Annotated in this window: 17 protein-coding genes; 14 read left to right on the top strand and 3 right to left on the bottom strand. The window is 41.1% G+C overall.

Going from position 1 to position 26,980, the window contains the following annotated elements:
• The first annotated feature begins 192 nt into the window (after positions 1 to 192).
• The 6 genes from L2735_RS12505 to L2735_RS12480 all read left to right on the top strand — a co-directional run bounded on the left by L2735_RS12505 (position 193) and on the right by L2735_RS12480 (position 8,254).
• Entirely contained in the window at positions 193 to 615 is a 423-nt protein-coding gene (locus L2735_RS12505; RefSeq protein ID WP_248985032.1) for a YqaA family protein, read from the top strand.
• Between the two features lie 174 nt (positions 616 to 789).
• Positions 790 to 3,621, top strand: coding sequence for a M16 family metallopeptidase (locus L2735_RS12500; protein WP_248985031.1), 2,832 nt, complete (start codon positions 790 to 792; stop codon positions 3,619 to 3,621).
• Between the two features lie 296 nt (positions 3,622 to 3,917).
• Positions 3,918 to 5,507, top strand: a complete 1,590-nt coding sequence (gene gshA, locus L2735_RS12495; RefSeq protein WP_248985030.1) for a glutamate--cysteine ligase — start codon at positions 3,918 to 3,920, stop codon at positions 5,505 to 5,507.
• Entirely contained in the window at positions 5,507 to 5,935 is a 429-nt protein-coding gene (locus L2735_RS12490; RefSeq protein WP_248985029.1) for a hypothetical protein, read from the top strand. Before gshA ends, L2735_RS12490 begins: the two co-directional genes overlap by 1 nt.
• 277 nt (positions 5,936 to 6,212) lie before the next feature.
• A complete protein-coding gene (locus L2735_RS12485; RefSeq protein WP_248985028.1) occupies positions 6,213 to 6,830 on the top strand; it encodes a transglycosylase SLT domain-containing protein in 618 nt (205 codons plus the stop codon).
• Between the two features lie 245 nt (positions 6,831 to 7,075).
• Positions 7,076 to 8,254, top strand: coding sequence for a methyl-accepting chemotaxis protein (locus L2735_RS12480; protein WP_248985027.1), 1,179 nt, complete (start codon positions 7,076 to 7,078; stop codon positions 8,252 to 8,254).
• A gap of 151 nt (positions 8,255 to 8,405) precedes the next feature.
• Here L2735_RS12480 and purK read toward each other — a convergent pair whose 3' ends face one another.
• Both purK and purE read right to left on the bottom strand, forming a co-directional pair.
• Positions 8,406 to 9,503 carry a 5-(carboxyamino)imidazole ribonucleotide synthase gene (gene purK / locus L2735_RS12475; RefSeq protein WP_248985026.1) on the bottom strand — a complete coding sequence of 366 codons (1,098 nt, stop codon included), beginning with the start codon at positions 9,501 to 9,503 and terminating at the stop codon, positions 8,406 to 8,408.
• Positions 9,503 to 9,994: a 5-(carboxyamino)imidazole ribonucleotide mutase gene (gene purE / locus L2735_RS12470; RefSeq protein ID WP_102526501.1), complete on the bottom strand. Its 492-nt coding sequence runs from the start codon at positions 9,992 to 9,994 to the stop codon at positions 9,503 to 9,505. Before purE ends, purK begins: the two co-directional genes overlap by 1 nt.
• A 234-nt stretch (positions 9,995 to 10,228) precedes the next feature.
• Here purE and L2735_RS12465 point away from each other — a divergent pair, with 234 nt between their 5' ends.
• The 6 genes from L2735_RS12465 to L2735_RS12440 all read left to right on the top strand — a co-directional run bounded on the left by L2735_RS12465 (position 10,229) and on the right by L2735_RS12440 (position 18,094).
• Positions 10,229 to 11,077 carry a hypothetical protein gene (locus L2735_RS12465; protein ID WP_248985025.1) on the top strand — a complete coding sequence of 283 codons (849 nt, stop codon included), beginning with the start codon at positions 10,229 to 10,231 and terminating at the stop codon, positions 11,075 to 11,077.
• 217 nt (positions 11,078 to 11,294) lie between these two features.
• The gene (locus L2735_RS12460) at positions 11,295 to 12,551 is read left to right on the top strand and encodes a YfbK domain-containing protein (protein ID WP_248985024.1); all 1,257 of its coding nucleotides are present in this window, start codon (positions 11,295 to 11,297) and stop codon (positions 12,549 to 12,551) included.
• Positions 12,552 to 12,680: 129 nt separating this feature from the next.
• The gene (locus L2735_RS12455; protein ID WP_248985085.1) at positions 12,681 to 13,259 is read left to right on the top strand and encodes a sigma-70 family RNA polymerase sigma factor; all 579 of its coding nucleotides are present in this window, start codon (positions 12,681 to 12,683) and stop codon (positions 13,257 to 13,259) included.
• Positions 13,256 to 14,188 (top strand): hypothetical protein, encoded by a 933-nt coding sequence (locus L2735_RS12450; protein ID WP_248985023.1) that lies wholly within the window; start codon positions 13,256 to 13,258, stop codon positions 14,186 to 14,188. The genes L2735_RS12455 and L2735_RS12450 overlap by 4 nt, the downstream gene beginning before the upstream one ends.
• A 158-nt stretch (positions 14,189 to 14,346) precedes the next feature.
• Positions 14,347 to 17,619, top strand: coding sequence for a S41 family peptidase (locus L2735_RS12445; protein ID WP_248985022.1), 3,273 nt, complete (start codon positions 14,347 to 14,349; stop codon positions 17,617 to 17,619).
• A 199-nt stretch (positions 17,620 to 17,818) separates the two neighbouring features.
• Positions 17,819 to 18,094, top strand: coding sequence for a hypothetical protein (locus L2735_RS12440; RefSeq protein WP_248985021.1), 276 nt, complete (start codon positions 17,819 to 17,821; stop codon positions 18,092 to 18,094).
• Between the two features lie 127 nt (positions 18,095 to 18,221).
• Here the strand turns inward: L2735_RS12440 and L2735_RS12435 are convergent, their stop codons facing one another.
• Positions 18,222 to 18,665: an OsmC family protein gene (locus tag L2735_RS12435; protein WP_248985020.1), complete on the bottom strand. Its 444-nt coding sequence runs from the start codon at positions 18,663 to 18,665 to the stop codon at positions 18,222 to 18,224.
• Between the two features lie 400 nt (positions 18,666 to 19,065).
• On the opposite strand from L2735_RS12435, the gene L2735_RS12430 reads away from it, so the two are divergent.
• Positions 19,066 to 22,044, top strand: a complete 2,979-nt coding sequence (locus tag L2735_RS12430; RefSeq protein WP_248985019.1) for a TonB-dependent receptor — start codon at positions 19,066 to 19,068, stop codon at positions 22,042 to 22,044.
• Between the two features lie 108 nt (positions 22,045 to 22,152).
• On the top strand, positions 22,153 to 26,490 hold the full coding sequence (gene pulA / locus L2735_RS12425) for a pullulanase-type alpha-1,6-glucosidase (RefSeq protein WP_248985018.1): 4,338 nt from the start codon (positions 22,153 to 22,155) through the stop codon (positions 26,488 to 26,490).
• Positions 26,491 to 26,980 lie beyond the last annotated feature (490 nt).

The raw sequence follows: 26,980 nt of genomic DNA, 5'->3' as shown, positions 1-26,980 counted from the left end.
TTAACTACAGTCTTTAGCTGCACAATTTTTCGAATTGTATTGAGTGTTCCAAGATGGAACAAACCGTTTTTGATATAACTTATATCAATTACATAATATGTTAAATGCACTTTAAAATTCAACAACTTGCTAACTTGAGGTTAAGTCGTTTAAAAGTGTTTAAAACTCTATAGATATCATTAGGTAAAGTGAATGACTGCGTTATGGTTAATGTTTAGTGGGGCTTTCTTGGCGGCAACTTTGTTACCAGGGGGCTCAGAAGTTTTACTTGTGGCCTTATTAACAGATGCCCCAGAAATGTGGTTATCTTTGCTAATCGTAGCCAGTGTGGGCAATTCATTAGGCGCAATCACCAGCTATTATTTAGGCTATTTAGGTCGGTTTGCTAAGACTCCTGACGACTTTGCCTCAAAAAAGTATCAACATGGATTAAAATTAATTGAAAAATATGGCTACTGGGCACTGTTACTTTCTTGGCTCCCTTTGATTGGTGATATTTTGTGTTTAATAGCTGGCTGGTTAAAACTGCCAATTGTGCCGTCAACTATCATGATTTTAATTGGCAAAACAATTCGATACTCTTTAATTGTGGCGGCATTTATGTGGGCATGGTAAAAATATTTAAATGCGTAAATGTTATATAACACAATTGTTATATAGCACAATGTCCAATGAAGATTTTTTAGGCTATTGAATTAATAGGGAAGTTTAATTTGAAACCCTATGCCTTTCGTGTTGTCAGACATGAATATAGCAAACCTCATTGACCTTTTATTCAAGGAGAATAAAGTGAAAAAATGGATCTTGGCAGCAGCAATATCGATCGCCATTAGTGGTTGCGCCCATGAAGCAACAACGCCTTCAGCATTACCAGAAGGTGTGACCTTACTTGAAACCGTTCAAGTATCAGATGCGATTGGCATCCCTTATAAAAAATACCAACTTGAGAATGGCTTAACCGTCATTTTACATCAAGATAGCTCAGATCCATTAGTCCATGTCGATGTGACTTATCATGTGGGATCAGCACGTGAAGTGGCTGGTCGCAGTGGTTTTGCTCACTTATTTGAACACATGATGTTCCAAGGTTCACAAAATGTCGGTGACGAGCAGCACTTTAAAGTGATCACCGAAGCGGGTGGAACACTCAACGGCACAACCAATACTGATCGCACCAACTATTTCGAAACAGTGCCAAGCAATCAGTTAGAAAAAATGTTGTGGTTAGAGTCAGACCGCATGGGATTCTTACTTCCTGCATTGACCAGTGAAAAATTCGAAGTACAGCGTGAGACTGTTAAAAATGAACGTGCTCAGCGTATTGATAATCAACCTTATGGCCGCTTGAATGAACGCTTTAACCAAGCAATGTTCCCAGCGGGGCATCCGTATTCTTGGCCTGTTATTGGTTGGCCTGAAGACTTAGAACGCGCCACTGTTGATGATGTTAGAAACTTCTTTAAACGTTGGTATGGCCCTAATAATGCCACATTAACGATTGGTGGTGATTTTGATGAAGTCACCACTCTTGCCATGGTGAACAAGTACTTTGGCGAGCTAGAGCGTGGCCCTGAAGTGAATGCTGCTCCTAAAACGCCAGTGAGTTTAGATAAGTCGCGTTATATCTCAATGGAAGACAAGGTACATTTACCGCTCATCTATATGGGTTTTCCAACCGTATATGCTCGTCATCAAGATGAAGCCGCATTAGATTTACTGGCCAATATTTTAGGTGGCGGTAAAACCTCATTACTTTATAAAAACTTAGTGAAAGATGGCTTTGCTGTGCAAGCTTCTGTGGGACATCCGTGCCAAGAGCTATCTTGTCGGTTAACCTTATATGCATTAGCTAACCCTGCCAGTGGCGCTAACCTTGCTGACCTTGAGCAAAAGATCAATGACTCGATTGCTGAATTTGAACAGCGTGGCGTAACAGATGACGATTTACAGAAAGTAAAAGTACAATTTGAATCTGACACCATTTACGGTATGCAAAGTGTAAAAGGTAAAGTTTCCACATTAGCTTATAACCAGACCTTCTTTGACGACCCGAATATGATAGCCCGCGATCTTGAGCGATATGCCAGTGTCACTAAAGAAGATGTGATGCGCGTTTTCAACACTTACATCAAAGATAAACCTATGGTGGTAATGAGTGTGGTACCAGAAGGGGCAAAACAGTTAATCGCCAAGGCTGATAACTTCACTCCAACGATGTTACCTATTGCTGAAAGTGCAGTAACAGGTACTGAAAATGTTCGTCAAATCACCTCAAGCTTTGATCGCTCAGTGATGCCAAAAGTGGGTGAAGCACCGGTATTAAAAGTGCCTCAACTGTGGACTGCTGAATTAAAAAACGATATTGAAATCATGGGCACAGAAAGCCATGAAACCCCAACTGTTGAGTTACTGATTTATCTTGAAGGTGGTAATCGACTACCTGATATGGACAAAGCTGGCCTAGCATCAATTACGGCATCGATGCTGAATGAATCAAGTGAAAAACGCACAACGGAAGAGTTAGCGGGTGCGCTTGAAATGTTAGGCAGCAGTATTTCATTTGGCGCCTCAGCGACCCAAAGCTACATTCAAGTCTCGAGCTTAACGGAAAACTTAACGCCGACATTAGCGATTTTGCAAGAAAAGCTATTTACCCCGGGTTTTGTTGAAGCTGACTTTGAACGTTTGAAGCAACAAGAAATTCAAGGCCTACAGCATCAAGAGTCTGATCCTAATTACTTAGCGAGTCGTAGTTTTTCAAGCTTACTGTTTGGTGACGACAGCCATTTAAGTGCTAATGCTGGTGGGACACTTGAAACGGTATCGGCGTTGACACTCGATGATGTTAAGCAGTTCTATAAGCTTCAATACAAAGCGGGTAACGCTCAAATGGTCGTGGTGTCAGATTTGAGTCAGAAAGAAATCATGCCGTCATTAGCCGTGTTTGAAAACTGGCAGGGTGAAGCGAATGATTCTATGACGTTACCGCCATTGCCAGATCTTGAAGGTGGTACTATATATGTTATCGATAAAGCAGATGCTGCTCAGTCAGTGATTAAAATTGGTAAGCGTGCTTTGCCTTATGATGCCACGGGTGATTACTTCAAATCATTCTTAATGAATTACCCTTTAGGTGGGGCATTTAATAGCCGCATTAATTTAAATCTACGTGAGGACAAAGGTTATACCTATGGCGCTCGTACAGGGTTTAGCGGTAATGACTTAGTTGGTCGTTTTGAAGCTTCAGCAAGCGTGAGAAGCGATGTCACAGCAGAGTCAGTAACCGAGTTTATTAATGAAATAAACCGTTTCCAAAAAGATGGCATGACTGAAAAAGAACTCGCCTTTATGCGCAGCTCAATTTCTCAGGGTAAAGCGTTAGATTATGAAACGCCTTATCAAAAAGCAGGCTTTATGCGGATTATTCAGCGATATCAACTTGCTGATGACTTTACTGAGCAACAAGCGGAAATTGTCGAAAACATCACCGCTGCAGAGCTGAATAAATTAGCCGCAGAGCAACTCAAATTATCTGAAATGATCATGGTGATTGTTGGAGATAAGAAAGCGATTTATCCTAAACTTGAAGCATTAGGCTATCCTATTAAAGAGATTAAATAAGCCTAGCCATTGCTTTTGAAGTTATCGACCCTATAAAGCCTATATAGGGTCTGATACAATTACTATAACGGTGACAATAAAAATGTTACCGTTTTTTATTTATTTGGCCTGTAATAAATGACCCTTAATTAACTGCTCTTTATAAAGTGCGCTTGTTAAGTGATGAAATGTAAATTTGCTCATCAATTGTATTTATTTATGCAATTGGGGAAATAATGTCGTTTAATATCAGGTCTAGCAGTTTGAATGTCGCCTATGCAAGCGACTAATACGAGCAACAATAAGAGAACAGCAAATTGAATTCATTCAATGAAATAATCGAGCTCCTTTCTAACGGTGAAGGCCGTGAATCTTTACTCGGCATGTTACGCGGTATTGAACGTGAAGCATTACGAATCGATGACTCTGGTCAATTAGCAAAAGATGGCCACCCAGAGAAGCTAGGTTCTGCGTTAACCCATTCTCGTATTACCACAGACTACAGTGAATCACTGCTCGAGTTTATTACTCCAGTAAATACCAATATTGATACGCTATTAGAAGGCCTGACTCAAACTCACGCCTATAGTGTAAAGAACATGAATGGTCAGTCGCTATGGCCGGTCAGCATGCCTTGTTATGTTGGTGATGAAAAAGATATTCCAATTGCACGTTATGGCAGCTCAAATAACGGCAAAATGAAAACCTTGTACCGTCAAGGGTTAACCCACAGATATGGCCCATTAATGCAAATTATTGCAGGGGTGCATTTCAATTTTTCAGTTTCAGAAAAACTGTGGGATAGCTTGTACGAAAACAGCGATAAAAGTCTATCTCGACAGGATTTTATCTCTGAATCTTACTTTGGCATGATCCGAAATTATCGACGCCTTGTTTGGGTTCTGCCATATTTCTTTGGTTCGTCCCCTGCATTGTGTAGCTCGTTCGTTAAAGGTCAGTCTGTTGGTTTCGACTTTAAGAAAACCGGTAAAGGCACCTTGTACTTGCCTTATGCTACTTCATTGCGCATGAGCGATTTGGGTTACACCAATAAAGAACAAGAGCAGCTTAATATCAGCTATAACTCTCTCCCTGAGTACTTAGCGGGTGTTGGCGAGGCAATTAGAATGCCTTCGGCAAGCTTTGCTAAAATCGGCGTTAAAGTGGATGGTGAATACCGTCAACTAAATAGCAATGTACTGCAAATTGAGAATGAATTTTACTCGCCTATTCGTGCTAAGCGTGTCGCTAAATCAGGTGAGAAACCGTCAGAAGCATTGGCAAGAGCTGGGGTTGAATATATCGAAGTGCGTGCACTTGATGTTAATCCATATAGCCCTATCGGCATTGATGCTAGTCAGGTGAAATTCCTCGACTTATTCTTGCTGTATTGTCTACTGCTTTCGTCAGAGAAAACAGATGCAGCAGCTGAAGTTGAAATTGCGGCAAACCTTAAAGCTGTTGTACTTGAAGGGCGTAAGCCTGGACTTGAGTTAAGTCGCAATGGTCAACAAATTGCTATGAGCGAATGGCTGAATGATATTTTTGAGCCGATGAGCAGAATTGCAAAATTACTTGATGGTGAAAGCAGCCAATATCAAGATGCATTAACTGAGTGGCATGCTGCGATTAACGACTCAAATAAGACCTTGTCAGGTCGAGTGCTTGAAGATGTGGTTAATCAAGGTATTGATCACGGCGCGTGGGTTAAACAGTTATCACAGCAATATCATCAATATTTAACTCATTACCCATTGTCTGATGCTGCCATCAAAGAGTATGAAACAGAAGCAGAGCAATCTATCCAGCAACAACACGATGTTGAAGCGCAAGTAACCGTTGGGTTTGATGAGTTCTTAGCTGATTATTTTGCTGACTTAGCTGAACCTGTAGCAGCTGTTAATTAATGAAAAAAATAGCACTACTCGCGGTATCCGTAGCCTTGTTACAAGGCTGCGCAACTTCAAATGAAGATGAACTACTCTGCGGTTCTGTGGCGAGTTATATTACGCCACCGGCAGCAGAAAGCTTATATCGCGTTGTGGTCACTCATCTTGATGGTAAAGCGGTTATTTCCCGCCCTTATTATAAGTTATCCGCCGGTATTCATGAGTTTACTGTCGCAGAGTTAATTGAAGCGCCTGAGCTTAAAGTCAAACTAGCGGCTAGGCAGACCAAAACAATATCGGTTGAAGTCGAGCGTGAGCAACGTTATCACTTAGCAGCTGAGTTCAAGCTCGATAAAGTCTATAGTGGTCTCAATACTGATTATTGGCAGCCCATAGTGTGGCAGCAAGAGTCGTATGAATGTGCTTTTGCTAACCCAATGGAATAACCAAGGCTGTAAGCCTATTGTTTTGTTTTTTGCTCAATTCTTACCTCATTACCTTTTCATTTCTTTCCTCATTATTTATACATCTTTTGTTTTATTTTTATCATAAAACTATGTCAATAGAAGTCATTTATCGAATCGATGATGCCGCCTTATAAACGAATAAGCTCAATGGCTATTTTTCTGTTAATCTCGATTGCATCTGTACCTTAATGATGTGAAAATCTAGCCAAGTTTTGAGTGCGCATTCAGTTGATTTAATTTGTTTATAAGGGTTTTTATGAAGTGGTTTTTCCGTGTATTTAGCGCAGTTATTCTTCTGCAACTGACTGGTTGCGCTACACCACCTCCAAAAGAACCTGATAACCTTTGTTCGATTTTCCAAGAAAACCGTTCTTGGTATAAAGCGGCGGTAAATACGCGTGATAAATGGGGCGTACCCGTGCATGTTCCACTTGCAATGATGTATCAAGAAAGCTCGTTCAAACATAACGCAGCGCCACCAATGCAGTACTTTTTAGGGTTTATCCCAACGGGTCGTGCAAGTGACGCTTATGGCTATGCTCAAGCTAAAACCATGACATGGGATGACTATGTTCGTGAAACTGGTAATTCTTGGTCAAGTCGCAGTAATTTTGATGACGCGATGGACTTTATGGGCTGGTTTATTTACAAAACCCATAAGATTAACGGCATATCAAAATGGGATGCTAAGAATCAGTATTTAAATTACCACGAAGGGTGGGGCGGCTATAAGCGCGGCAGTTATAAAGCCAAAGCTTGGCTAGGACCGGTAGCCAATCGTGTTGATGCCCGCTCTAAAACATATGCAGCCCAATATCGAACCTGTAAAGAAGATTTAGATTCTTCATGGTTATGGCGCTTATTCTTTGGTTAGAGTAAGCCTCTGTTAAGAATGTATAAAATATCTAAAAATTAAGCTCCGGATAAACGGAGCTTTTTTATGTCAAAAATATAATCGCCTAACTAGAAAAGGCTAAACTTTCAGGCCGAACGTCCGATAACAAATGTAGCTATTGTGTTAACTACACCTCTGAGTGAATAATTAATCTGAAGGTATATCTGTATACCAAATAATAAGAACGATTAAGTTCATATAATAAATACGTTTCGGAACTCTATATGCAAAACCATAATGATAATAAATTGCGGACAAAACTTCTTTTTCCGTTACTTTCATTAGTGCTGCTGGCGATTGTTGTCACGCTAGCTCTTCCACAACAAATATCAAAATTTCAAGTCATCAGTGTACTCGTGTGCTTAGGTATCGGCCAATTTGTCCTAGGTGTTTATATATATCAGCAGCAAATACAACAAAGATTGAGCAAGTTAAGCCATTATTTAAGTTTGGTGATCAGTACCGATACAGCGCCAGATAAGCCCCTTAAGGATAAGGGAGATGACCAAATTGCGCTTATCACTAATAACCTGAGTGACTTTATCGAAGACTTAAAGTCCGTTATTGATAACATTCGAAAGGATGCAAATGATGTCAGAACCGGATCTTACGAACTGGCATCTCAAATGGGCGCAGCTGAAGCATCAGTGAATAAAAGTACTGATGAAAATGAACAAATAACCGCATCGCTTACTGAAATTTTACGAACGGCCGATGAGCTGTCAAATAATGCCGATGAGCTTAAGTCGACTTCAGTGGATGTTAAAGAGTTACTAGCGTTAGGCACTAATGACGCGCAAAATAATCAAACCTCGATGACGACATTCGCAAATGGTATTGAAAGCATGGTGTCGGATTTAGACCTGCTGAACAGCGATAGTCAGAAAATTGGAAATGTACTTGAAGTGATTAAAAGCATTGCAGAGCAAACCAACTTACTTGCTCTAAATGCCGCGATTGAAGCCGCAAGAGCGGGTGAACAAGGCCGTGGCTTTGCCGTAGTCGCTGATGAAGTGCGAGCGCTTGCTCATCGAACTCAAGAATCAACGATTGAGATTCAATCAATTGTATTAGAGCTTCAAGCTAAAGCGGGTAATGCGGTGAATGCGATTGGAGAGAGCCAGCGCGTAACGCAAGAAAGCTTAATGCAATGTCAGCGCGTCACTCAGGCATTTTCTGATATTGGTATCGCGTTCCAACAGCTTGATAGTGTTGCGGGTAACATGACATACAGTATTCAAGGGCAACAGACTTCAACTGGCAGTATCAATACTCGTGCAATCGAAATCTCTCGTTTAAGCCATGAAGTGCAGATAAACCTTAAGGCGATTTCAGATAGAGCACAGCAGCAAAAAGCCAGCTCTGAAAACCTTGAGCAAGAACTTACCAGAGTGTGTATTTAACGGTCGCTAAACTTTCAAAATATGAAAGATGTTCAAGCTTATAAAGCTAAATTTGATGTGGGTATCGTTCAATATTTAGAGGCATAGAATAATCATAGATAAATAAAAAAGGCGCCAATGGCGCCTTTAAAATTTGAATTGTCTAAAGGAATTACGCTTTAAACTCTTCTAAAATCCACGCTAATGGTGCTTGGTATTGCTCTGGCATCCATTGTTGCAGTTGGCTGATACTGTCATCAACCATTGTTTTGCTGTGAGCTGAAAGGTTTAAATGACCGACTTTTCGGCCAACACGAACTTCTTTGTTGTACCAGAATAACTCAGCGTTAGGCAGACTTAACCAGCGGTCATCTTTATCCACGCCGATTAAATTAACCATTACACATTGAAAGTTAACCTGCGGCTTGTGAATAGGTAATCCACACAGAGCGCGTAGGTGTAATTCAAACTGGTTAATATGACACCCAGACTGAGTCCAATGGCCAGAGTTATGTACTCGCGGTGCAAGTTCATTAACGAGTAAATCATTACCCACTCTGAAGCATTCCATTGCCATCACACCCACATATTCAAGCTCATCCATAATGATAGTTAGCATAGCTTCAGCTTGAGGCTGGAGGTGATCTAAACGGCTTAATGGCGCAATTGAAGCCATTAAAATACCGTCTTGATGCAAATTAAGCGTAAGAGGGTAGAAAACACATTCGCCTGATTGCGTTCTCACGCCAACAATCGACACTTCTTCATCGAAGTTGATTGCTTGCTCTGCAATCGCTTCATTGCGCCAATCAGCAGGAATTTCAGTCGCTTCTGCTTGCTTAAGCCAATGCTGACCTTTGCCATCATAGCCGCCAGTGCGACGTTTTAATAATACTCGATCACCGTATTGTTGGTGTAAAGCATCAGTTTGAGTCTTGTCATCAACTAACTCCCAAGGAGACGTTGGCACTGATAACTCATCTAATAAGCTCTTTTGAGTATAACGATCCGCTAAACGGCCAAACACTGGACCATTAATAAAATGCGGATGTTCGCTTAATTGTAAGCTCAGGTTTGATTCAGGCCATTGTTCACGTTCTGCAGTAATGACATCAGTGTCTTCAAGCGGTAGGCGCTCATCAGACGGGGTCATGATATCAACTGGGCGAACATTAATCGCTAAGGGGTGGCCTGCATGAGAAAGCATTGCGCCTAATTGGCCATTACCTAATACCCAGACATTATGCTGTTTAGGAGCTTGCTGAGCCATTAAGCTTCCCTCGGATCTGGGTTATCAAGGATAGTGTTAGTTTGATCTTCACGGAATGCATCTAAACGAGCTGCAAGTTCGGCATCAGTCACTGCCAAAATTTGGCTCGCCAATAAGCCTGCGTTGAATGCACCAGCAGTGCCGATAGCTAAAGTACCGACAGCAATACCTTTAGGCATTTGCACGATTGAAAGTAGGCTGTCCATTCCAGATAGCGCTTTGCTTTGAACTGGGACACCTAGCACTGGTAAACGTGTTTTTGAGGCGATCATACCAGGGAGATGCGCTGCACCACCGGCACCACCAATAATGACTTTATAGCCTTTATCTGCAGCAGTGCTAGCAAAATCCATTAGTTTGTCAGGAGTGCGATGAGCTGAGACAACTTCAACATGATATGGCACCTGAAGCTTATCCATAATTTCTGCGGCGGCTTCCATGGTCGGCCAATCACTCTTAGATCCCATTACTACGGCAACAAGGGCTTGCATGATAACTCCTTAACACACTTATATTATTAGGTTATTTTTACTTTTCCCCTGTGTAGGGCACAGGGTTTATAACTGACTGAAAGCCCGCTATAAAAAAGGGGCTAGATAATATCATGTTGGCTTTATTTTGGCTGCTTTTCAGTGTTTTCTGCGGCTGAAACTTAGTTTCTGATTGCGAATGCTAAAACTCTCCTCTAATGTTAGTCACATAGGCTTTAAACTCGGAGGCAATCTATGTCATTCCAAAGGTTAAAGACTAAGGGACTAGTTTTTTACGTTTTATGTATTTTTATTGTTATAAATCAGCCTGCTATTGCAAGTGTTCATGGAGTGATGCTGGCTGAAGTTGATGAGAGCATCGTGTCTATTTCTGGGACTGAGGAAATGGAGGTAATTTCACTGCTCACTGAATTTAGCGATAACCAACTGACATTTGAACAGCAACAAGTGAGTATGACCCGAGGCTGGTTAGAATTAAGTAAACAGCAAAATAGCTGTATGTTTAATAAAATTAAGACCCCGGAACGATTAGAGGTGGCTAGCTTTTCTCGTTATCCCATCACTATATATCCACCCCTGCGCTTAATAGCACTGGCTAAAAACCAACAGGTTTTTGCCAATCAACTCGATTTTGCAAAATTACCCCCAAATACCCAAGGCCAAATTGGCGTGGTTAAAGATCGTTCTTATGGCGATTACATTGACCAGAAAATTAATAGAAACCCCCATGAGTTTTATGTTCGCGGTGGCATGAGTTCATCGAACAGATTAGTGGACATGTTGAAAGCTGAAAGAGTGCTTGGAATAATCGAATATAGTGAGGTTGTAGACGCTTACTTAAGAGATAACGATAAGTCCCTTGATTATGTATCCATTCCCATTCGTCATGTTGATCAAGCTATTTATGGTTACATTGCCTGCTCGAAAGGAGAAAAGGGTGATGAAATCATTGCTGAGATCGACAGGGTGATGAGCCAGCAAAGTTTTCAAGAGGCATTTATCAGGATGCATGATGATTTTTTTGGTGAAGCTGAAAAGGCCATTTTAATTCCTCAACTGGAAATATTGTTTAACCTTAGGTGAGGCTTAACAATAGATGAGGCTTAACAATAGGTGAGGTTTAAAAATCGATGAGCTTGAATAATAAATGAGGTTTAAACATAGATGAAATAGAAGCTTTCATTTTAATGGTTAGATTTCTGCGACAAAAATAATTGATAAAAAATAACCCTTTTTGATTTTGTTTACGTTATTACTAATAAGGTTGATATCAATCAACGATTTGGTAATGAGGCTGAACATGACAAAGCAAACTAAATATGGAATTCAACATCAATTTTATCTAGGGTTATTTACTTTAGCTATTGGGACTTGCACATCTGTTAACGCTGCAGACATGGACTCCTTTGAACAAAGCCAACGTGTACCTCAAACCGCTGCTGCTACTGAGGGTGCTGAACGTGTGCAAGCAATAAGTCCCGATCCGATAGCATTACCGAAGAAACCTCCTTATCCTCCAGTTAAACCGGGTTATTATCAAGGTCAGATTGCCATTAATGGACATGGCGGCAATATGGTGACGGGTGAAACCCCTTTGTCACAGTTTAACTTAGCAACAAGCTCTGCTGATTATCAGTTATTGCAACAGACCGTAGCCCAAAATACTTTGCCCTCGCGAAATAGTATTAGTAGCCACCAATTATTAAATACCTTTGATTATAAGTTTGAAAATATTGATGAAGTATCAAACAATTATGCTGTTGCGACAGAGCTTGCTCCATCTCCTTATAACCAAGGTACTCACCTGCTACTAGTCAATATCGCCTTAACTCAGGATGCTAGTGATAAGGCGGTACTTGGATTTAATTGGCTACAGGCTACGATGAAATTTAATCCAAGATTAGTGTCTGAATATCGTTTAGTTGGTTTTGAGAAACCGCATAAAACTTCAGTACATGATAGACAAGTGACAGTAAGTAACGCCCGTCAGTATTTAGCTTTGTATGAGCTTAGATTAAATGAAATTGATGCGCATAGTCAGGCAGAAAACCCATCAATCACCCAGCGCTTTAGTGCCACAGAACATGCTGAGTTATCAATATCTGATGCGCGCTCTACTTCTGGTCAGCGCTTTATTAATCAAATTCCGATTGATATTAATCAGCTGCAAAAGTTTTTTGAGCAAACGACTGATGACTTTAGATTTGCCGCAGCGGTGGCGGGCTTAGGACAGTTAATTAATCGAAGTAATTATGTACATGATTTTGATTATCAAAAATTGATTCAAATTGCCAAAGAGGCGACTAAAGGTGAGCTTAATGACAAACGCGCTCAGTTTATTGAGTTGGCAGAATCTGTTGCCGTCATAGCCTTAAGTTCTGAATATCAACAGTCAATTAAAAAGCCGCAACCTCCTCATCAACGGGAGCCTTATCCAATGCCGCAGCCAATCAAATCAAAGCGTATTGGAGAACTTCTTGAGGGAAAACAACAACTCATTTTGCCAGTCGAGCCTATTTCATTGCCTAAGCCTCCGCCTGTTAGTAAACATATTTAGTAGACAATAACTTCTGCTCTGGGCAAACTGGTTTAATGTAATGAAAGTGGTACATAAACGAGTACGTAACCCAAGGTAGACTGAGTGGCAGACTTAGATCCAATTAATGATGTGGCGACTGCGAATAGCATGTCAGATGAGCAACTAATGTTGAATTATCAGCAAGGTGATACGGCGGCTTTTGAGCAATTATACAGCAAGCATAAAGGCCCGCTGTATCGCTACTTTGTGCGTCAACTTAGTAATAATTCACTCGCTGAAGATTTGTATCAAGACACCTGGGGGAAAGTGATAAATGCGGCTGGCAATTATCAAGTGACCGCCAAATTTACCACTTGGTTATATCGAATTGCCCATAATCTTCTAATAGACCATGTTAGGTCGGTTAAACCTCTCGATAAAGTCGAAGAGTTGGGGGATGACGGTATGGATAATTTTGACGCCAATACCAATAATGAACAAGCTCATAGTCGCCCAGACGAACAACTTGAAGACGTGCAAAAAGCCAAATTACTAAAATCATGCATAGCCAATTTACCTGCGGTGCAAAAAGAAGCTTTTTTACTCAATATAGAATTAGGCTTAACCGCAGCAGCAATTAGCGATATTGCTGATGTGACACTAGAGGCCACTAAAAGTCGTATTCGTTATGCCTACCAAAGCATTAAACAATGTGTTGCATTAAAATGGCAAGAGGGGAACTCATGAGTAATAAAGATAAACCTCAAGCAGATACAACCAATAATGCCATTTCTGATGAAGCGTTTGCGGCATTACAAGAAGACATCTGTGCTTTGTATAAACAGCAAGACCTTGAAAGACCTTCTGCTGCAATTGATGCGGCAATATTATTGCAGGCAAAAGCGGTTCAATCTGCAACTCGTTCAGCCTCAACTCAATCAAACGCCACTGAGGCAGCAAGGAATAATGTTGTAAAAGTGAGCTTTTGGAAAAAGCATCGCTTACCCTTATCAAGTGCAGCTTCGGTAATACTGATAGCGTCAGTCATGCTGCTAAACCCTGAATTCAAACAACATGCAGTGACAGATCTTGATGACAGCATCCCAGTAATATCAGATACCCCAGCACCTGCAATGATGCGCAGCGCAGCGCCACAACCCCAACAGGCGGAAATTAGTCAAAGTCATGCCAGTGTAAATAGCGGCGATGCAGTTAGTAGTGACAATGCAGTTAATGGCGTACAAAAAACCGAAGTCAGTAACAGCCCATCTATAAAGCAAGTTGCACCTAGAGGAAATGTACAATCTTTTGATATGCAAATTCCACAGCAACAGATAAGCACCGAAGGTAACACTGCTACTATTCAAAGTGGGACTCTTCAAAGTGACACTCTTCAAAATGGCGCTGTTGAAAATGGTTCTCGTCAAAACGCAGAAATGCAGGTGATAGAAGAGTTTTCAGGAAAAGGATTGCAGTCGATGACAGCCCCGACCATGCAACATGATTCCCTAGACAAGGCGATGATAAAACTAACTGAGTTAGTGAATACTCAGAATTTCGCTCAAGCCGAGCGCTACATGCTAACCATTGAACAGCGGTTCCCAGACATTGTGAACCCTGAGCACCCACAACATAAACAGTTTACTGAATTAAAACAGCAATTAACCTCTCAGTGATATAACTTAGGCGCGGTAACTGAGAGAGGCGGCTTAACTTCGTTACAATTTCTTATAATTTAAATGGGTGATATGGCCTATTTGATGCTGCTAAGTTAGCATTTATTTGCTAGTTTGAGTCCTTGAAAATAATAATATTTACAAGGACTTTTCTGGTTATGAAACTTCGTCACTCCGTTACCGCTTGTCTATTGGCATTAGGCTTGTGCAGCACTTCAGCTCTCGCGAACATCGAAAACCAAGGTTATTACCGCGCTCCAGCACTACATGATCAAACTGTGGTGTTTACAGCTGAAGGTGACTTATGGACAAGCCAGTTAAATCAAACAAATGCTAAACGTATTACCACCCAAGCAGCTGAAGAGATGGATGCGGCGATTTCCAAAGATGGCAAATGGGTAGCCTATAGCGCTAACTATGACGGCGCGACAGAAGTTTATGTAATGCCTATAGCTGGTGGCGTTGCAAAGCGAGTCAGTTTTGAAAATAGTCGAGTTCGCTTACAAGGATGGACTGCATCTGGTGAAGTGCTCTATGCCACTGACAATGCTCATGGACCTGCAAATTACTGGGTACTTAAAACGGTTAACCCGACTTCATTAACACTGACAGACTTACCCTTAGCGGATACAATTGAAGGGACGATTGACGAGCAAGGTAAATATGTATACTTCACTCAATTTGGTTTACAAGCCAGTGGCGATAACGCCAAGGTTTATCGCGGCGGCGCATTAGGTGAGATTTGGCGTTTTGAACTGGGTAGTGACAATGAAGCGCAAAAGCTCACCACAGAACATCAAGGCTCGGTAAGACAACCTATGCTTTGGCAAGATAGAGTCTACTTTGTCAGTGACCAATCGGGTAATGACAATATTTGGTCAATGGCCCTTAATGGCAGTGATATTAAGCAACACACTCAATTTAAAGAGTGGCAAGTTCGCGATGCGACACTGAACCAAGGCCGCGTTATATTCCAGCATGGAGCTGACTTAAAAATGTTTGATATTGATGACGCAAATTCATCAATACTGAATATCAGTCTCACCTCTGACTTTCCTCATCGACGCGACCACTGGATTAACGATCCGATGGAATATGCCACATCAGTTGAGTTTGCAGCATCTGGCGATAAAGCTGTCATTACCGCAAGAAGCCATGTTGTTGTAGCAAGCCATGATGGCAGGCGCTTAGTACAAATCCAAAGTCCTGCAGAGTCTCGCATTAGAGATGGCATTTTAAGCGTGGATGGTAAGTGGGTTTATGGTATTAGTGATGCTTCAGGCCAGCAGGAAATATGGCAATACCCTGCTGATGGTACTAAAGGGGCGAAGCAATTAACTAAGAATGGTAGTAGCTTACGCACCAGTTTACATCTGTCACCTGATGGGCGATACATCGCCCATGACGATTATGACGGTAACGTTTGGTTGCTAGATTTAAAAAAAGGCAAAAACAACAAAATTATCACCAATGGTGAAGGCCTAGGTGAATACCCTAATATTGTTTGGTCCGCTAACAGCCAACTGATTGCAGTAACGAAAGCTGAAATAGGCAAGCAACGCCCACAAATCGTGTTGTATTCTTTGTCAGAAGAAAAATCTAAAGCTTTGACTAGTGACAAGTACGAGTCTTATTCTCCAAGCTTTAGCCCTGATGGCCAATGGTTATACTTCCTATCAAACCGCCACTTTGATGCCACACCAGGCTCACCTTGGGGGGATAGAAATATGGGGCCGATATTTGATAAACGTACCCAAGTTTTTGCCATCGCATTAAATGAAAAAGCGCTATTCCCATTTGTAAAACCTACAGAGCTTAATGCTGCAAAATTGGCAGAAGTTGCTGATGATGCGGATATGAGTACTAAAAAGATCAGAGTCGATTGGCAAGGGATAAACCAGCGCTTATGGCAAGTGCCAATAGCGCCAGGTAATTATGATCAATTAACTGTGCTAAAAGATAAGTTTTACCTGCTAGATACCCACGGGGATAAAACCAGTTTGAAATTGGTTAAATTCGATCATCTATCACCTGAACTGAGCGAGTTTGGCGCTGATATTGCTAATTATAAAGTGTCTGCTGATGGTGAAAAACTGTTAGTGACAAAGCAATCAAATCCAAGTGAATTACACATTGTTGCAGCAGGGGACAAAATGCCTGCAGAGCTTAAAAATACCAAAGTTGATACAGAGCAGTGGCAGTTATCTATTTCACCCATGCAAGAGTGGCAGCAAATTTTTGAAGATGCTTGGTTAATGCATAGAGACTCGTTTTATGACAAAAATATGCGTGGTAAAGACTGGGCTGAAATTAAGAAAAAGTATCAACCTTTACTCGAAAGATTGACTGATAGAAATGAGTTAAATGATATTTTCAAACAAATGATGGGTGAATTGGACTCATTGCACTCTCAGGTTCGAGGCGGTGATATTGATAAGAATGATACCGTTGTTGGAGCGAGTCTAGGAGCTAAGTTAAGCCAAACATCGAAGGGTATTGAGATAAGTCATATTTATCAGAATGATCCTGAACTTCCAAGTCAAGCCTCGCCACTTGCGCGCATTGAAGTGGATGCTAAGCAAGGCGATATTATTTTAGCCATTAATGGTAAGCCAGTTAACAATATTGCTGAAGTGACCCAAAGCTTAAGAAACCAAGCCAAAAAACAGGTTTTGCTTGAGCTTAAACGAGGTAAAAACAGCCATAAAACGATTGTTGTACCTCACGAAAACGGCACAGATGCTAAGTTGCGATATTTAGATTGGGTAAACAATAACGCCAACAAAGTGGCTAAAGCCAGTGATGGCAAGATGGGGTACTTGCATTTATATGCCATGGGCTCAGGTGATATCGAAAGTTTTGCTCGTGAATTTTATACCAATTACGACAAAGACGGTTTAATCATTGATGTTCGCCGAAATCGAGGTGGTAACATTGATAGTTGGATTATCGAAAAATTACTCCGCCGCGCTTGGGCGTTCTGGCAACCTACTCATGGCTCAGCTAATACCAACATGCAACAAACCTTTAGAGGTCATTTAGTGGTATTAGCAGATCAAATGACTTACTCAGATGGCGAGACCTTTTCGGCCGGTATCAAAGCACTTGGTATCGCCCCTATTATTGGCAAGCAAACCGCTGGAGCAGGGGTTTGGTTATCTGGGCGTAACCGTTTAACAGATAACGGGATGGCAAGGGTTGCTGAATATCCGCAGTACGCAATGGATGGCCGCTGGATAGTTGAAGGGTTTGGGGTAACACCTGATATCGAAGTGGATAATTTACCTCATGCTACTTTTAATGGTGTTGATGCTCAGCTTAATGAGGCAATCAACTACCTTAAGAATGAAATGGTTCAGACACCCATTTTACCTCTGAAGGCTAAACCTATCCCAGCTAGTGGCGCTGCTGCAGATATATTACTTGAATAACACTGACTAAAATCTCATTACTGATATTGAGCTACTGATGTTTAGCTTAGTAATAAGCCACTGTCGAAAAAGCATTCGACAGTGACTTATTTATTATGTAGTTTAATCTCTATTAACGGCAGGTAAGCCAAATGACTGATACTTTTGATCAGATAATTTGATGTTAAGTCAGTGACTAATTCAGTTCCTAAGGATGGGTATGAGCGAGTTTAGCTATTCAAAACAAATAAAGTTAGAGAGCTTAATTGCTGGTGGTAAGTGGCGATTTATCCTACTTCACGGAGTGTTAGGCTGGGGGATTTCCACCGCATTTGTTATCTCCCTCATCGATCATTTCCTCCTCAATACTCAATTGATTAATTCATTCACCCAAGCACTATTGATTTACCCTGTAGCAGGTTTGCTATTTGGCTTGATTATGTGGGCTATGATCAAAAATGAATATCGTAAAATGTTCGCAGAATTGAGCGAGTAAAAGAACCTATCATGAGATTTTGCCAAGGCAAGTTTGAGCACAATTAACATGGTTGAGTCAGCGCAAAAAAATAAAAAGGCCACTCATTGAAAGTGGACTTTTAAATTTAAATCAATGACTTAATTCGTTATAGATTTATTTCTACTTCAGAATTAATACTATTGGCAATAAAGCAATTTGCATGGGCTTTATCGTGAATTTTTTGCAGTATTTCTGGGCTGACTTCAACACCACCTGCGAATGTCACTTGTGGGTTTAAACTCATTTTAGTGACAGAAATTTTACCTGAATCATTTTTACCTAATTCCGCTTTTGCGTTATCAGTATAGGTTTCCACAGTAAGACGCTTTAAATGCGCAATGGCTAAAAAAGTTAACATATGACAAGACGATAAAGCTGCTAACAAACTCTCTTCAGGATTTACCTTAACTTCGTTCCCTTTGTACTCTGGAGCTGAAGAAGCATTAATCACTTGGCCAGTACCAAACTCAATCTGGTGATCTCGGTTAAACTCTGGCGCAGCATGCTCGAAGTGATCGGCTTGCCATTTTACTGTTAATTTAAAACCCATCAAAAATCCTTTATTAACAATTTCAAATGTTTAGGTAAGCTTTATTTGAGTTTTACTCAATTACTTTGAAAGCTGATATCTATACATTTTTAGCTGAACAAGCATTTTACCTAAGTGACGGATGAAATCTACTAAAGCTTAGATATTTAACGACTAGCCTAGACGTAAAAAAACCTTTGCATTTTCAGTTGTCCGTTTTTTACACACTAATTCATTTGCTTAGCATAATTTGCTGATAGTGGATTGTTAACTAAATGTTATGAATACGTATGCAATAAATTGAGGCTAATACTTATCCATGACTAGTATAGAAAAATAATAATGCCTGATATTCCATTAGTCTGAGTCGTATAACTGAATGTTGGGTGACTATAAAGTCAGTAAGGTGAGGGGAAACTCAATGTTCAATTGTAAACCTAGTGTTTTATCGCTAGCGCTAGCGGCTGCTGGAGTTAGTTTTATACTAACTCCGAGTCAGGCATTTGCGGCCGAAGAGATAAAAGCTGAAACAGTCCAGTCATCATCCGCTGAGGTAGAAGTTAACGCAACTGAAGCTACAGCGCCTACGAATGTGTTAGCTGAAAACAATAGTGAAGAAGCGGAAGATGACACAGGTATTGAGCGGATCAATGTGACGGGTTATAGCCGTAGTTTAATTGATTCACTTAACTCTAAACGCTATGGGGATACCGTTTCAGAACAACTTTCTGCAGATGATTTAGGGGCGCTGCCTGATGTTTCGATGGCAGATGCATTAACACGTCTCCCTGGTATTTCAGCGGTGCGAACTGGTGGTCAAGCCGCTGAGATTAATATTCGTGGTATGTCTGGCGGCTTTGTTTTTTCCACCTTGAATGGTCGTGAGCAAGTATCAACTAGTGGCTCTCGTAGCATCGAATTTGACCAATATCCTTCAGAGCTAATTAGTTCAGCTGCAGTTTATAAATCACCAAAAGCTTCACTGATAGAAGGCGGTGTAGCCGGTACGGTTGAGCTCACAACCGTCAGCCCATTAAGCAAAGAAAAACAGCATAGCTTTACCGCCAACGTTCGAGGCATGTACAACGATCGCGCTGATGAGGTTTATGGCGCTGAAGATTTTGGCTCCCGTTTAAGCTTTTCATATCAAGGTAAGTTTTTAGAAGATACTTTGGGCGTTGCAGTGGGGTATGCCCGTCTTGAACAACCGAGTGTGGCGACTCAGTTCATTGGTCTTGCTTACAATGACTCGAAAGATGTTGATGGCATTGAAGGCGATACCAATGGTCCAGAAGATAACCCTGCCAATGAGTACATCAGTGAAGGTTTTGAGCTACAACATTTAGGTGGTGTTGAAATTCGTAACGGTTATATGGCCGCGATTGAATGGGCCCCAGTTGATAACTTTGTTTTAAAGGCTGATGCCTTTATGTCGCGCTTTGATAGTGAGTCATTTGCCCGTGGGTTTAGAACAAAATTTGGTGGACGTGACGCCAGTGTATCTAACCCTACTTATGACGGAAACTCCGTTATTGGTGGCACCTTTAACCGCACCTCGAAAAGCTATACTCGTGTAGAAATTGTTAATGATGATAACCAAGATTTTGATGAAGTTGATAGCTTTGGTATTAACGGTGACTGGCAAGTCACTGAACGCTTAAATGTTAATGTTGATGTTTCGTTATCGGCAGCTAAAAGTGACTTCCGCAATGGTTTACTGTGGTCAAACGTGGCAGTTGATGCCAATGCTGATACACCTATTTTTGACGAAAACGTTTCAGTGAGTTACTTACTTAATGGTTTAGATTTACCAGATGTTGGCTTTAATCAAGCTGATGCCTTTTCAGATATTGATCGAGTGATGGTCAGTAAATACGGGATCTACCCGTTTGAAAATGAAGATGAAGTTAAAGCATATCGAGTCGATTTTACTTATGAGTTAGATAATGACTTTATCTCGAGTGTTGAATTTGGCGCACGCTATTCAGACAGAACTTATTCTAATGATCGTTCAGTATTTGAATACGGTAATGATGGCGCCTTTTCTAACTCTGAGCCGCCTTTAAAACTCACAGACGACATGACGACAGTGGTTGATTGGGAAGGTGACTTTTCTTATTTCCCATCATACTTAGCCATTGATTTAGATAAAGCGCTTAATGCATGGTTTCCTGATGGTACGCCTGAGCCCGTTCAAACTTGGGGTAATGCAACAGGTTTAGTTGAAGGTACTGGCCAAGGCTATACGACTAATTATTCATGGTCAGTGCTGCAAAGTGGTGAAGTTTACGAAGAAGTCTTATCTGGTTACGTAATGGCCAACATTGACACTGAAATTGGCGGATTACCGATTACAGGTAACTTTGGTGTTCGAGTGGTGAATACCGATCAATCTGCCACTATGCTGCAAAATGTTGTAGGCGAACCTACATTAGGTGCACAAAATATTACCGATGAAATTGGCATTGTTAACAACTATTATGCGCCCACGGTGCAAGGTGTGGATTACACCGATTACCTGCCATCAATTAACTTAAATTTCAAAGTGACAGATGACTCACAAGTGCGTTTTGCAGCGGCTAAAGTGATGTCTCGTCCGCCAATTAACCGCCTTGCGGGTGATATCAGTGCATCAGTATCTGATGATGGCGAAATTAATGGATCAAGTACTAACAACCCTTTCTTAATGCCGTTTTATGCTAATCAATACGATTTATCTTATGAATATTACTTTGATGAAGGTGCGGTAGTTGCAGCCCTTTTCTACAAAGATATTGATTCATTCATCGACACTATCGCCATTGAAAATTTTGATTTTAAAGGCAATGGCTTCAACGTCCCTGATTTCATTGAAGATGAAGTTAGTGGGGAGTTAATTGAAACCACTAACGGTACCTATACCACTGCAGTAAACAATGCTGAAGGTGGCTATATTCGCGGTATTGAACTTGCTTATACCCAAGTATTTGCGTCATTACCTGCAGGTTGGTCTGGACTTGGCTTTAATGCAAGTTACTCCTACACAGAATCAGAAGTGCAATCAATTACCAACTTAGGTGGTGATACAGCGACTCAAGATTTACCTGGCTTATCCAACAATGTCGTGAGTGCAACCTTGTTTTATTCTTACGAAGGCTTTGAAACACGTTTAAGTGGTCGCTTCCGTGATGACTTTGTTTCTGAACAAGTCGCGATTAACGAACAAGTGGTGAACTTTGACGGTGAAACAGTACTGGATTACCAAGCGTCTTACCAAGTGACTGACGGTCTAGGCGTATTGTTCCAAGTGAATAATTTAACCGATGAACCAACAAAGAGTTATTTCGGCAGCGAAAATAAAACCGGCACCATTCAATACTTTGGCCGTGAATACTACTTGGGGTTCACTTATGCCATGTAATCAAAACAATAAAAACAACCTAACGTTAATTCGAGTGATGGGTCATCAAATTAAAAACAACAAACTGATGGCGCAATTTAATCAAAATTCTATGGGGAGAAGTCACTCATGAAGAGTATTTCTAAGGTCTTAAAGTTATCAGCAGTGGCGGCCAGTTTAGCTGTTCTTGCCGGTTGTGGTGGGGATTCATCTGAGCCAGGTGAAGTACTGCTAACCTGTAATGTGCCAAATATACCTAATGCAGCGGGTACAGAATGTGTACCGCCGCCGCCATTAAGTTGTCCTGCACCTAAATTTCCTGATGCTAAAAATGAAAGCTGTGAAAATGGCTTAAACCCTGAGTTGCCACTACCGACAGTTCTCGCTGGCGAAAATCAAGCTGTGTTGTATTACCACCGCATTAAAGACGACAATAATACTGACTCAAATACTAATTATCCGGGCTATAAATTACACACTTGGAATAATGACACCTGTGATAGCTATGCTGCGCCATTTGACTCAACTGATTGGGCAAACGGTCATTCGTTTGATGGCATTGATCCTAATTATGGTGCGTATTGGATTATTAATCTCAAAGAAGGTTACAGTGAATGTGCTAACTTCATTATCCACATTGGTACTGAAGGTTCAGGCAAAGCTTTAGGCGATGGCGACTTAGTCATGAACCTTAAACCCTTTGAAGATGACGCTGCTCCAGAGGCAAACTTTAATCGCACTAATTTCACCATTCATGCTGACAGTGATGTGTATGACTATCCTATTTTAGATGTTGGATTTTCGATTGCTGGTGCCAGTGCCCATTGGTTAGATCAAAACACCTTTGTATGGAATGAAGATCCTGACGGCATTGCCAAGTTTGTCATTCACCATTCTGACAGCGCAGGAATTGCTGGTGACAATGATGGCAATATCAGTGGCACGCAGGTTGAAGTGGTTTCCAGTGAACTCACCGATGTGCAAAAAGCGTTAGTGCCACATTTAGCTGACTGGCCAGCCTATGAAGCGAATTTCAGTGCTGAAGAAGCCAAAATGGTTGCTAAAAATCAGTTAGTGATGGCCGCATATGATGGTGACAACAAGCCGGTAGCAGCAACGCATGTGCAGGTGGCTAAAGTATTAGATGCTTTATACACCACAGGTGAAAATGATGCAGACGAAGCTGATTTAGGCATCATTTATGATGGTAGTAATATTATGGCTAAGGTGTGGGCGCCTACGGCTCACTCAGTTAACTTAAATATTTATGATGCAACCAAGAATATGACCAGCAGCGAAGCTATGAGCTTAGATGCTGAAACAGGTATTTGGTCATTCAGTGGTGACATGAGCTTAGACAGAATGTATTACCGCTATGAGCTTGTGGTATTTCATCCAGTCACTAAAGCGATTGAAACGTTAGAATCAACCGACCCATATTCGCTTAATGTGTCTACCAATGGCCGCTTCAGTCAGTTTATTAATTTAAACGATGATGACTTAAAGCCTGAAGGTTGGGATGATCACGAAGTGATGACGGTAGCTAACCCTGAAGACATTGTTATTTATGAAGGGCATGTGCGTGATTTTAGTGCGCGTGATGAAAGTACTTCAGAAGCTAACCGTGGTAAATATTTAGCCTTTACTGAACAGGGCAGTGTTCCTGTTGAGCATCTTCGTAAGCTTGCTGAAAGTGGTGTCACTCATTTCCATTTATTACCTGTTAATGATATCGCTACTGTTAATGAAGATCCTACTGAGCGAGTTGATATAACAGATACCTTAGGCACCTTGTGTGACAAGATTGAAGACAATGCTGATGCATGTAAGACACAAGAAAAGTCACTTACAATCAAGTATCTTCTTGAAGAGGCGTTACCAGGCTCAAAAGATGCGCAAGCGTTAGTTAATGCAATGCGTGGCTATGACAGCTTTAACTGGGGTTACGATCCGCAGCACTTTTTAGCGCCTGAAGGTAGCTATGCTAGCGATGCCGACGGTATTGCTCGCGTAAAAGAATTACGTGAAATGAACCAAGCGTTACATGGTTTAGGTCTACGTGTTGTTTTGGATGTGGTGTACAACCATACCAGTTCATCTGGGCTTTGGGATAACTCAGTACTTGATAAAGTTGTACCAGGTTATTACCACCGTTATAACGAAATTACTGGCAATATTGAGTCTTCAACCTGTTGTGACAATACCGCGACAGAACATCGAATGATGGATAAGTTTGTCTCAGATTCGATGGTGATTCTAGCTGAGCAATATGGTTTTGATGGCTTCCGATTTGATGTTATGGGTCATATGCCGAAAAGCAGTATCTTAGCTGCACGTGAAGCCGTTCAAGCGGTTGATCCTGATAACTACTTTTACGGCGAGGGCTGGAACTTTGGTGAAGTCGCCGATAATCGTTTATTTGAACAAGCGGTTCAGGCCAATATGGCTGGCAGTGAAGTCGGTACCTTTAATGACCGTATTCGTGAAGCGGTTCGGGGCGGCGCATTATTTGCCATGGAGCAAAAAGATGACTACCTGCGCGACCAAGATACCTTACGTTTATCAATGGCAGGTAACTTACAAAACTACGTGCTTAAAGATTTTAATGGTAATACTGCAACGGGTAGTAGCTTTAGCTGGAACTCTCAGCCAACAGCCTACACATTAGATCCTGCCGATAGTATCAACTATGTGTCGAAGCATGATAATGAGTCACTGTGGGATATATTGCAGTACTCAAACGATATTGGTATGTCTCTTGATACACGAGTTCGTGTGCAAAATATCGCTGCATCTATTCCATTAATGAGTCAAGGTATTCCATTTTTACAAATGGGTGGCGACATGTTGCGTTCTAAATCATTAGACCGTAACACTTATGATTCTGGCGATTGGTTTAACTGGGTCGACTTTACCAAATCAAGTAATAACTGGAATGTAGGCCTCCCGTTAGAGCAAGATAACGCTGAGAAAATGGATCAAATTATTGCCTTAGCAGGTAACCCAAATTCAGCGCCTTCAATGTCTGAAATTGAGTTTGCTTCAAATGTATTTAACGAATTCCTATCCATTCGTAAAGACAGTTCATTACTGCGTTTAACCACAGAACAAGACATTATTGATCGTGTTGGCTTCCATAACATTGGCAAAAACCAAACCCAAGGTGTGATTGTCATGAGTGTGGATGATGGCGCTGGTTTAGTGGATATCGACCCAACTGTTGATGCCATGGTGGTGATGATTAATGGCAGCGAGAATGAGCAGTCTCATACTGTTTCTACAGCAGCAGGTTTTAGTTTACATCCAACTCTAGCAATGTCAGTTGATTCAACTGTACAAAACGCTAACTTTAGTGAAGGCGAGGGTGAAGGTACCTTTACAGTGCCTGCATATACCACCGCTGTGTTTGTTAAAAACCAAGGTGATACACAAGGTACTGGTTTAAGTGCAGACGCGACGGCGGGTGCGCCTGATGTTGTTCCTTACGGTAGCACAGAAGTCTTTGTCCGTGGAGGTATGAACGGCTGGGGTGAAGTGGATAGCTTCACTTACGTTGGAAGCGGCGAATATCGCGTAGCGATTACGCTAGCTGCTGGTGGTTATGACTTTAAAGTTGCCTCTGCCGATTGGAGCACCGTTGACTTTGGTGGGGTATCTGACGCAGAAGCAGGTGTCGATGAAAATGTAGCAGAACAATTAGCCGCTGGTGGAGCAAACCTAAGCTTTACTGCAGCGATTGATGCGACATATGTATTCTCACTTAATGCATCAGATAAAGATAACCCAGTATTAACTGTTTATAACGAAGAACCATTTGTTGGCACCACCGTCTTTGTTCGTGGTGGTATGAATGGCTGGGGTGAAGTTGATGAACTAATGTATCTAGGCGGCAGTATTTATCAAGCTGAAATCTTAGTCTCAGCAGCAAACCACGAGTTTAAGGTCGCTTCTGCTGATTGGTCTACGGTTGACTATGGTAGCTTAAATACCGACGGCACGGTTACGCTGGGCACAGAAAAAGCATTAGCTGTTTCAGGTAGTAATATGAGCCTGAATTTTGAAACAGAAGCAATGTACACCTTTACTTTGGATATGAGTAATCGTGATGAGCCTATTCTCACTGTCAATAAAACAGACATGTTTGCTGGTAACACTGTGTATATTCGTGGAGGTATGAATGGCTGGGGTGAAGTTGATGCCCTGAGTTATCAAGGCTCGTCTGTGTACACTGTTGATATCGCATTAGAAGCTGGCACTGCCGAGTTTAAAATCGCAACAGGCGACTGGTCAACAGTCGATTTTGGTGCGATTGCTGGTGAAGAAGCGGTGATTGAAGGTGATATCAAAACCTTAGCCTCAAAGGGCGCTAACATGTTGTTTGATGTGGCAACAGCAGGCACTTATCGCTTTACCGTGACAGGGCCTAGTTTAAGCTCTCCAACATTGACCGTTGATGCGGTGAACTAAAATCATTAAATGAGACAAGTAAGGTTAATCATTTTTTAATCTTTAAGTTCTTATTAAAACGCTAAAAAAGCCTAGCTAATGCTAGGCTTTTTCATCGAGTTTTTTCAAATCACCATTATTTATTTTAAATAATGGTGATTTAAAAGAGTATTTACTTCAAGCCAATTTACGAGCTTAACAGGCAATATCGAAACTAAGTAAAACGTCAAGAGAATGAAATTCAAACAAAACTAAAGCTTAATTGTCTAAAAAATAACAACAAATACAATTTCGGTGTAAAGACGACAAAAGTTGCAGATTTTGTTTTGGTTTTGTGTCTATACTAAAGCTGTAAACTAAATAAATGACAGTAGTATGAAAAAATAGGCTGGTTGATTGTTAAGTTAACAATAATTTATACAACTACCCTTGTGATCTAGGACACACGCCCCCAAATCTAATTATGTAAGAATAAATATCTGCTAGAAAGTGAAGTATATAGCAAAGCTAT

Source organism: Shewanella olleyana (genome assembly GCF_023283825.1).
In the GTDB taxonomy this organism is placed as follows: Bacteria; Pseudomonadota; Gammaproteobacteria; order Enterobacterales; family Shewanellaceae; genus Shewanella; species Shewanella olleyana.
This window is presented reverse-complemented; position numbering and strand designations above follow the sequence as displayed.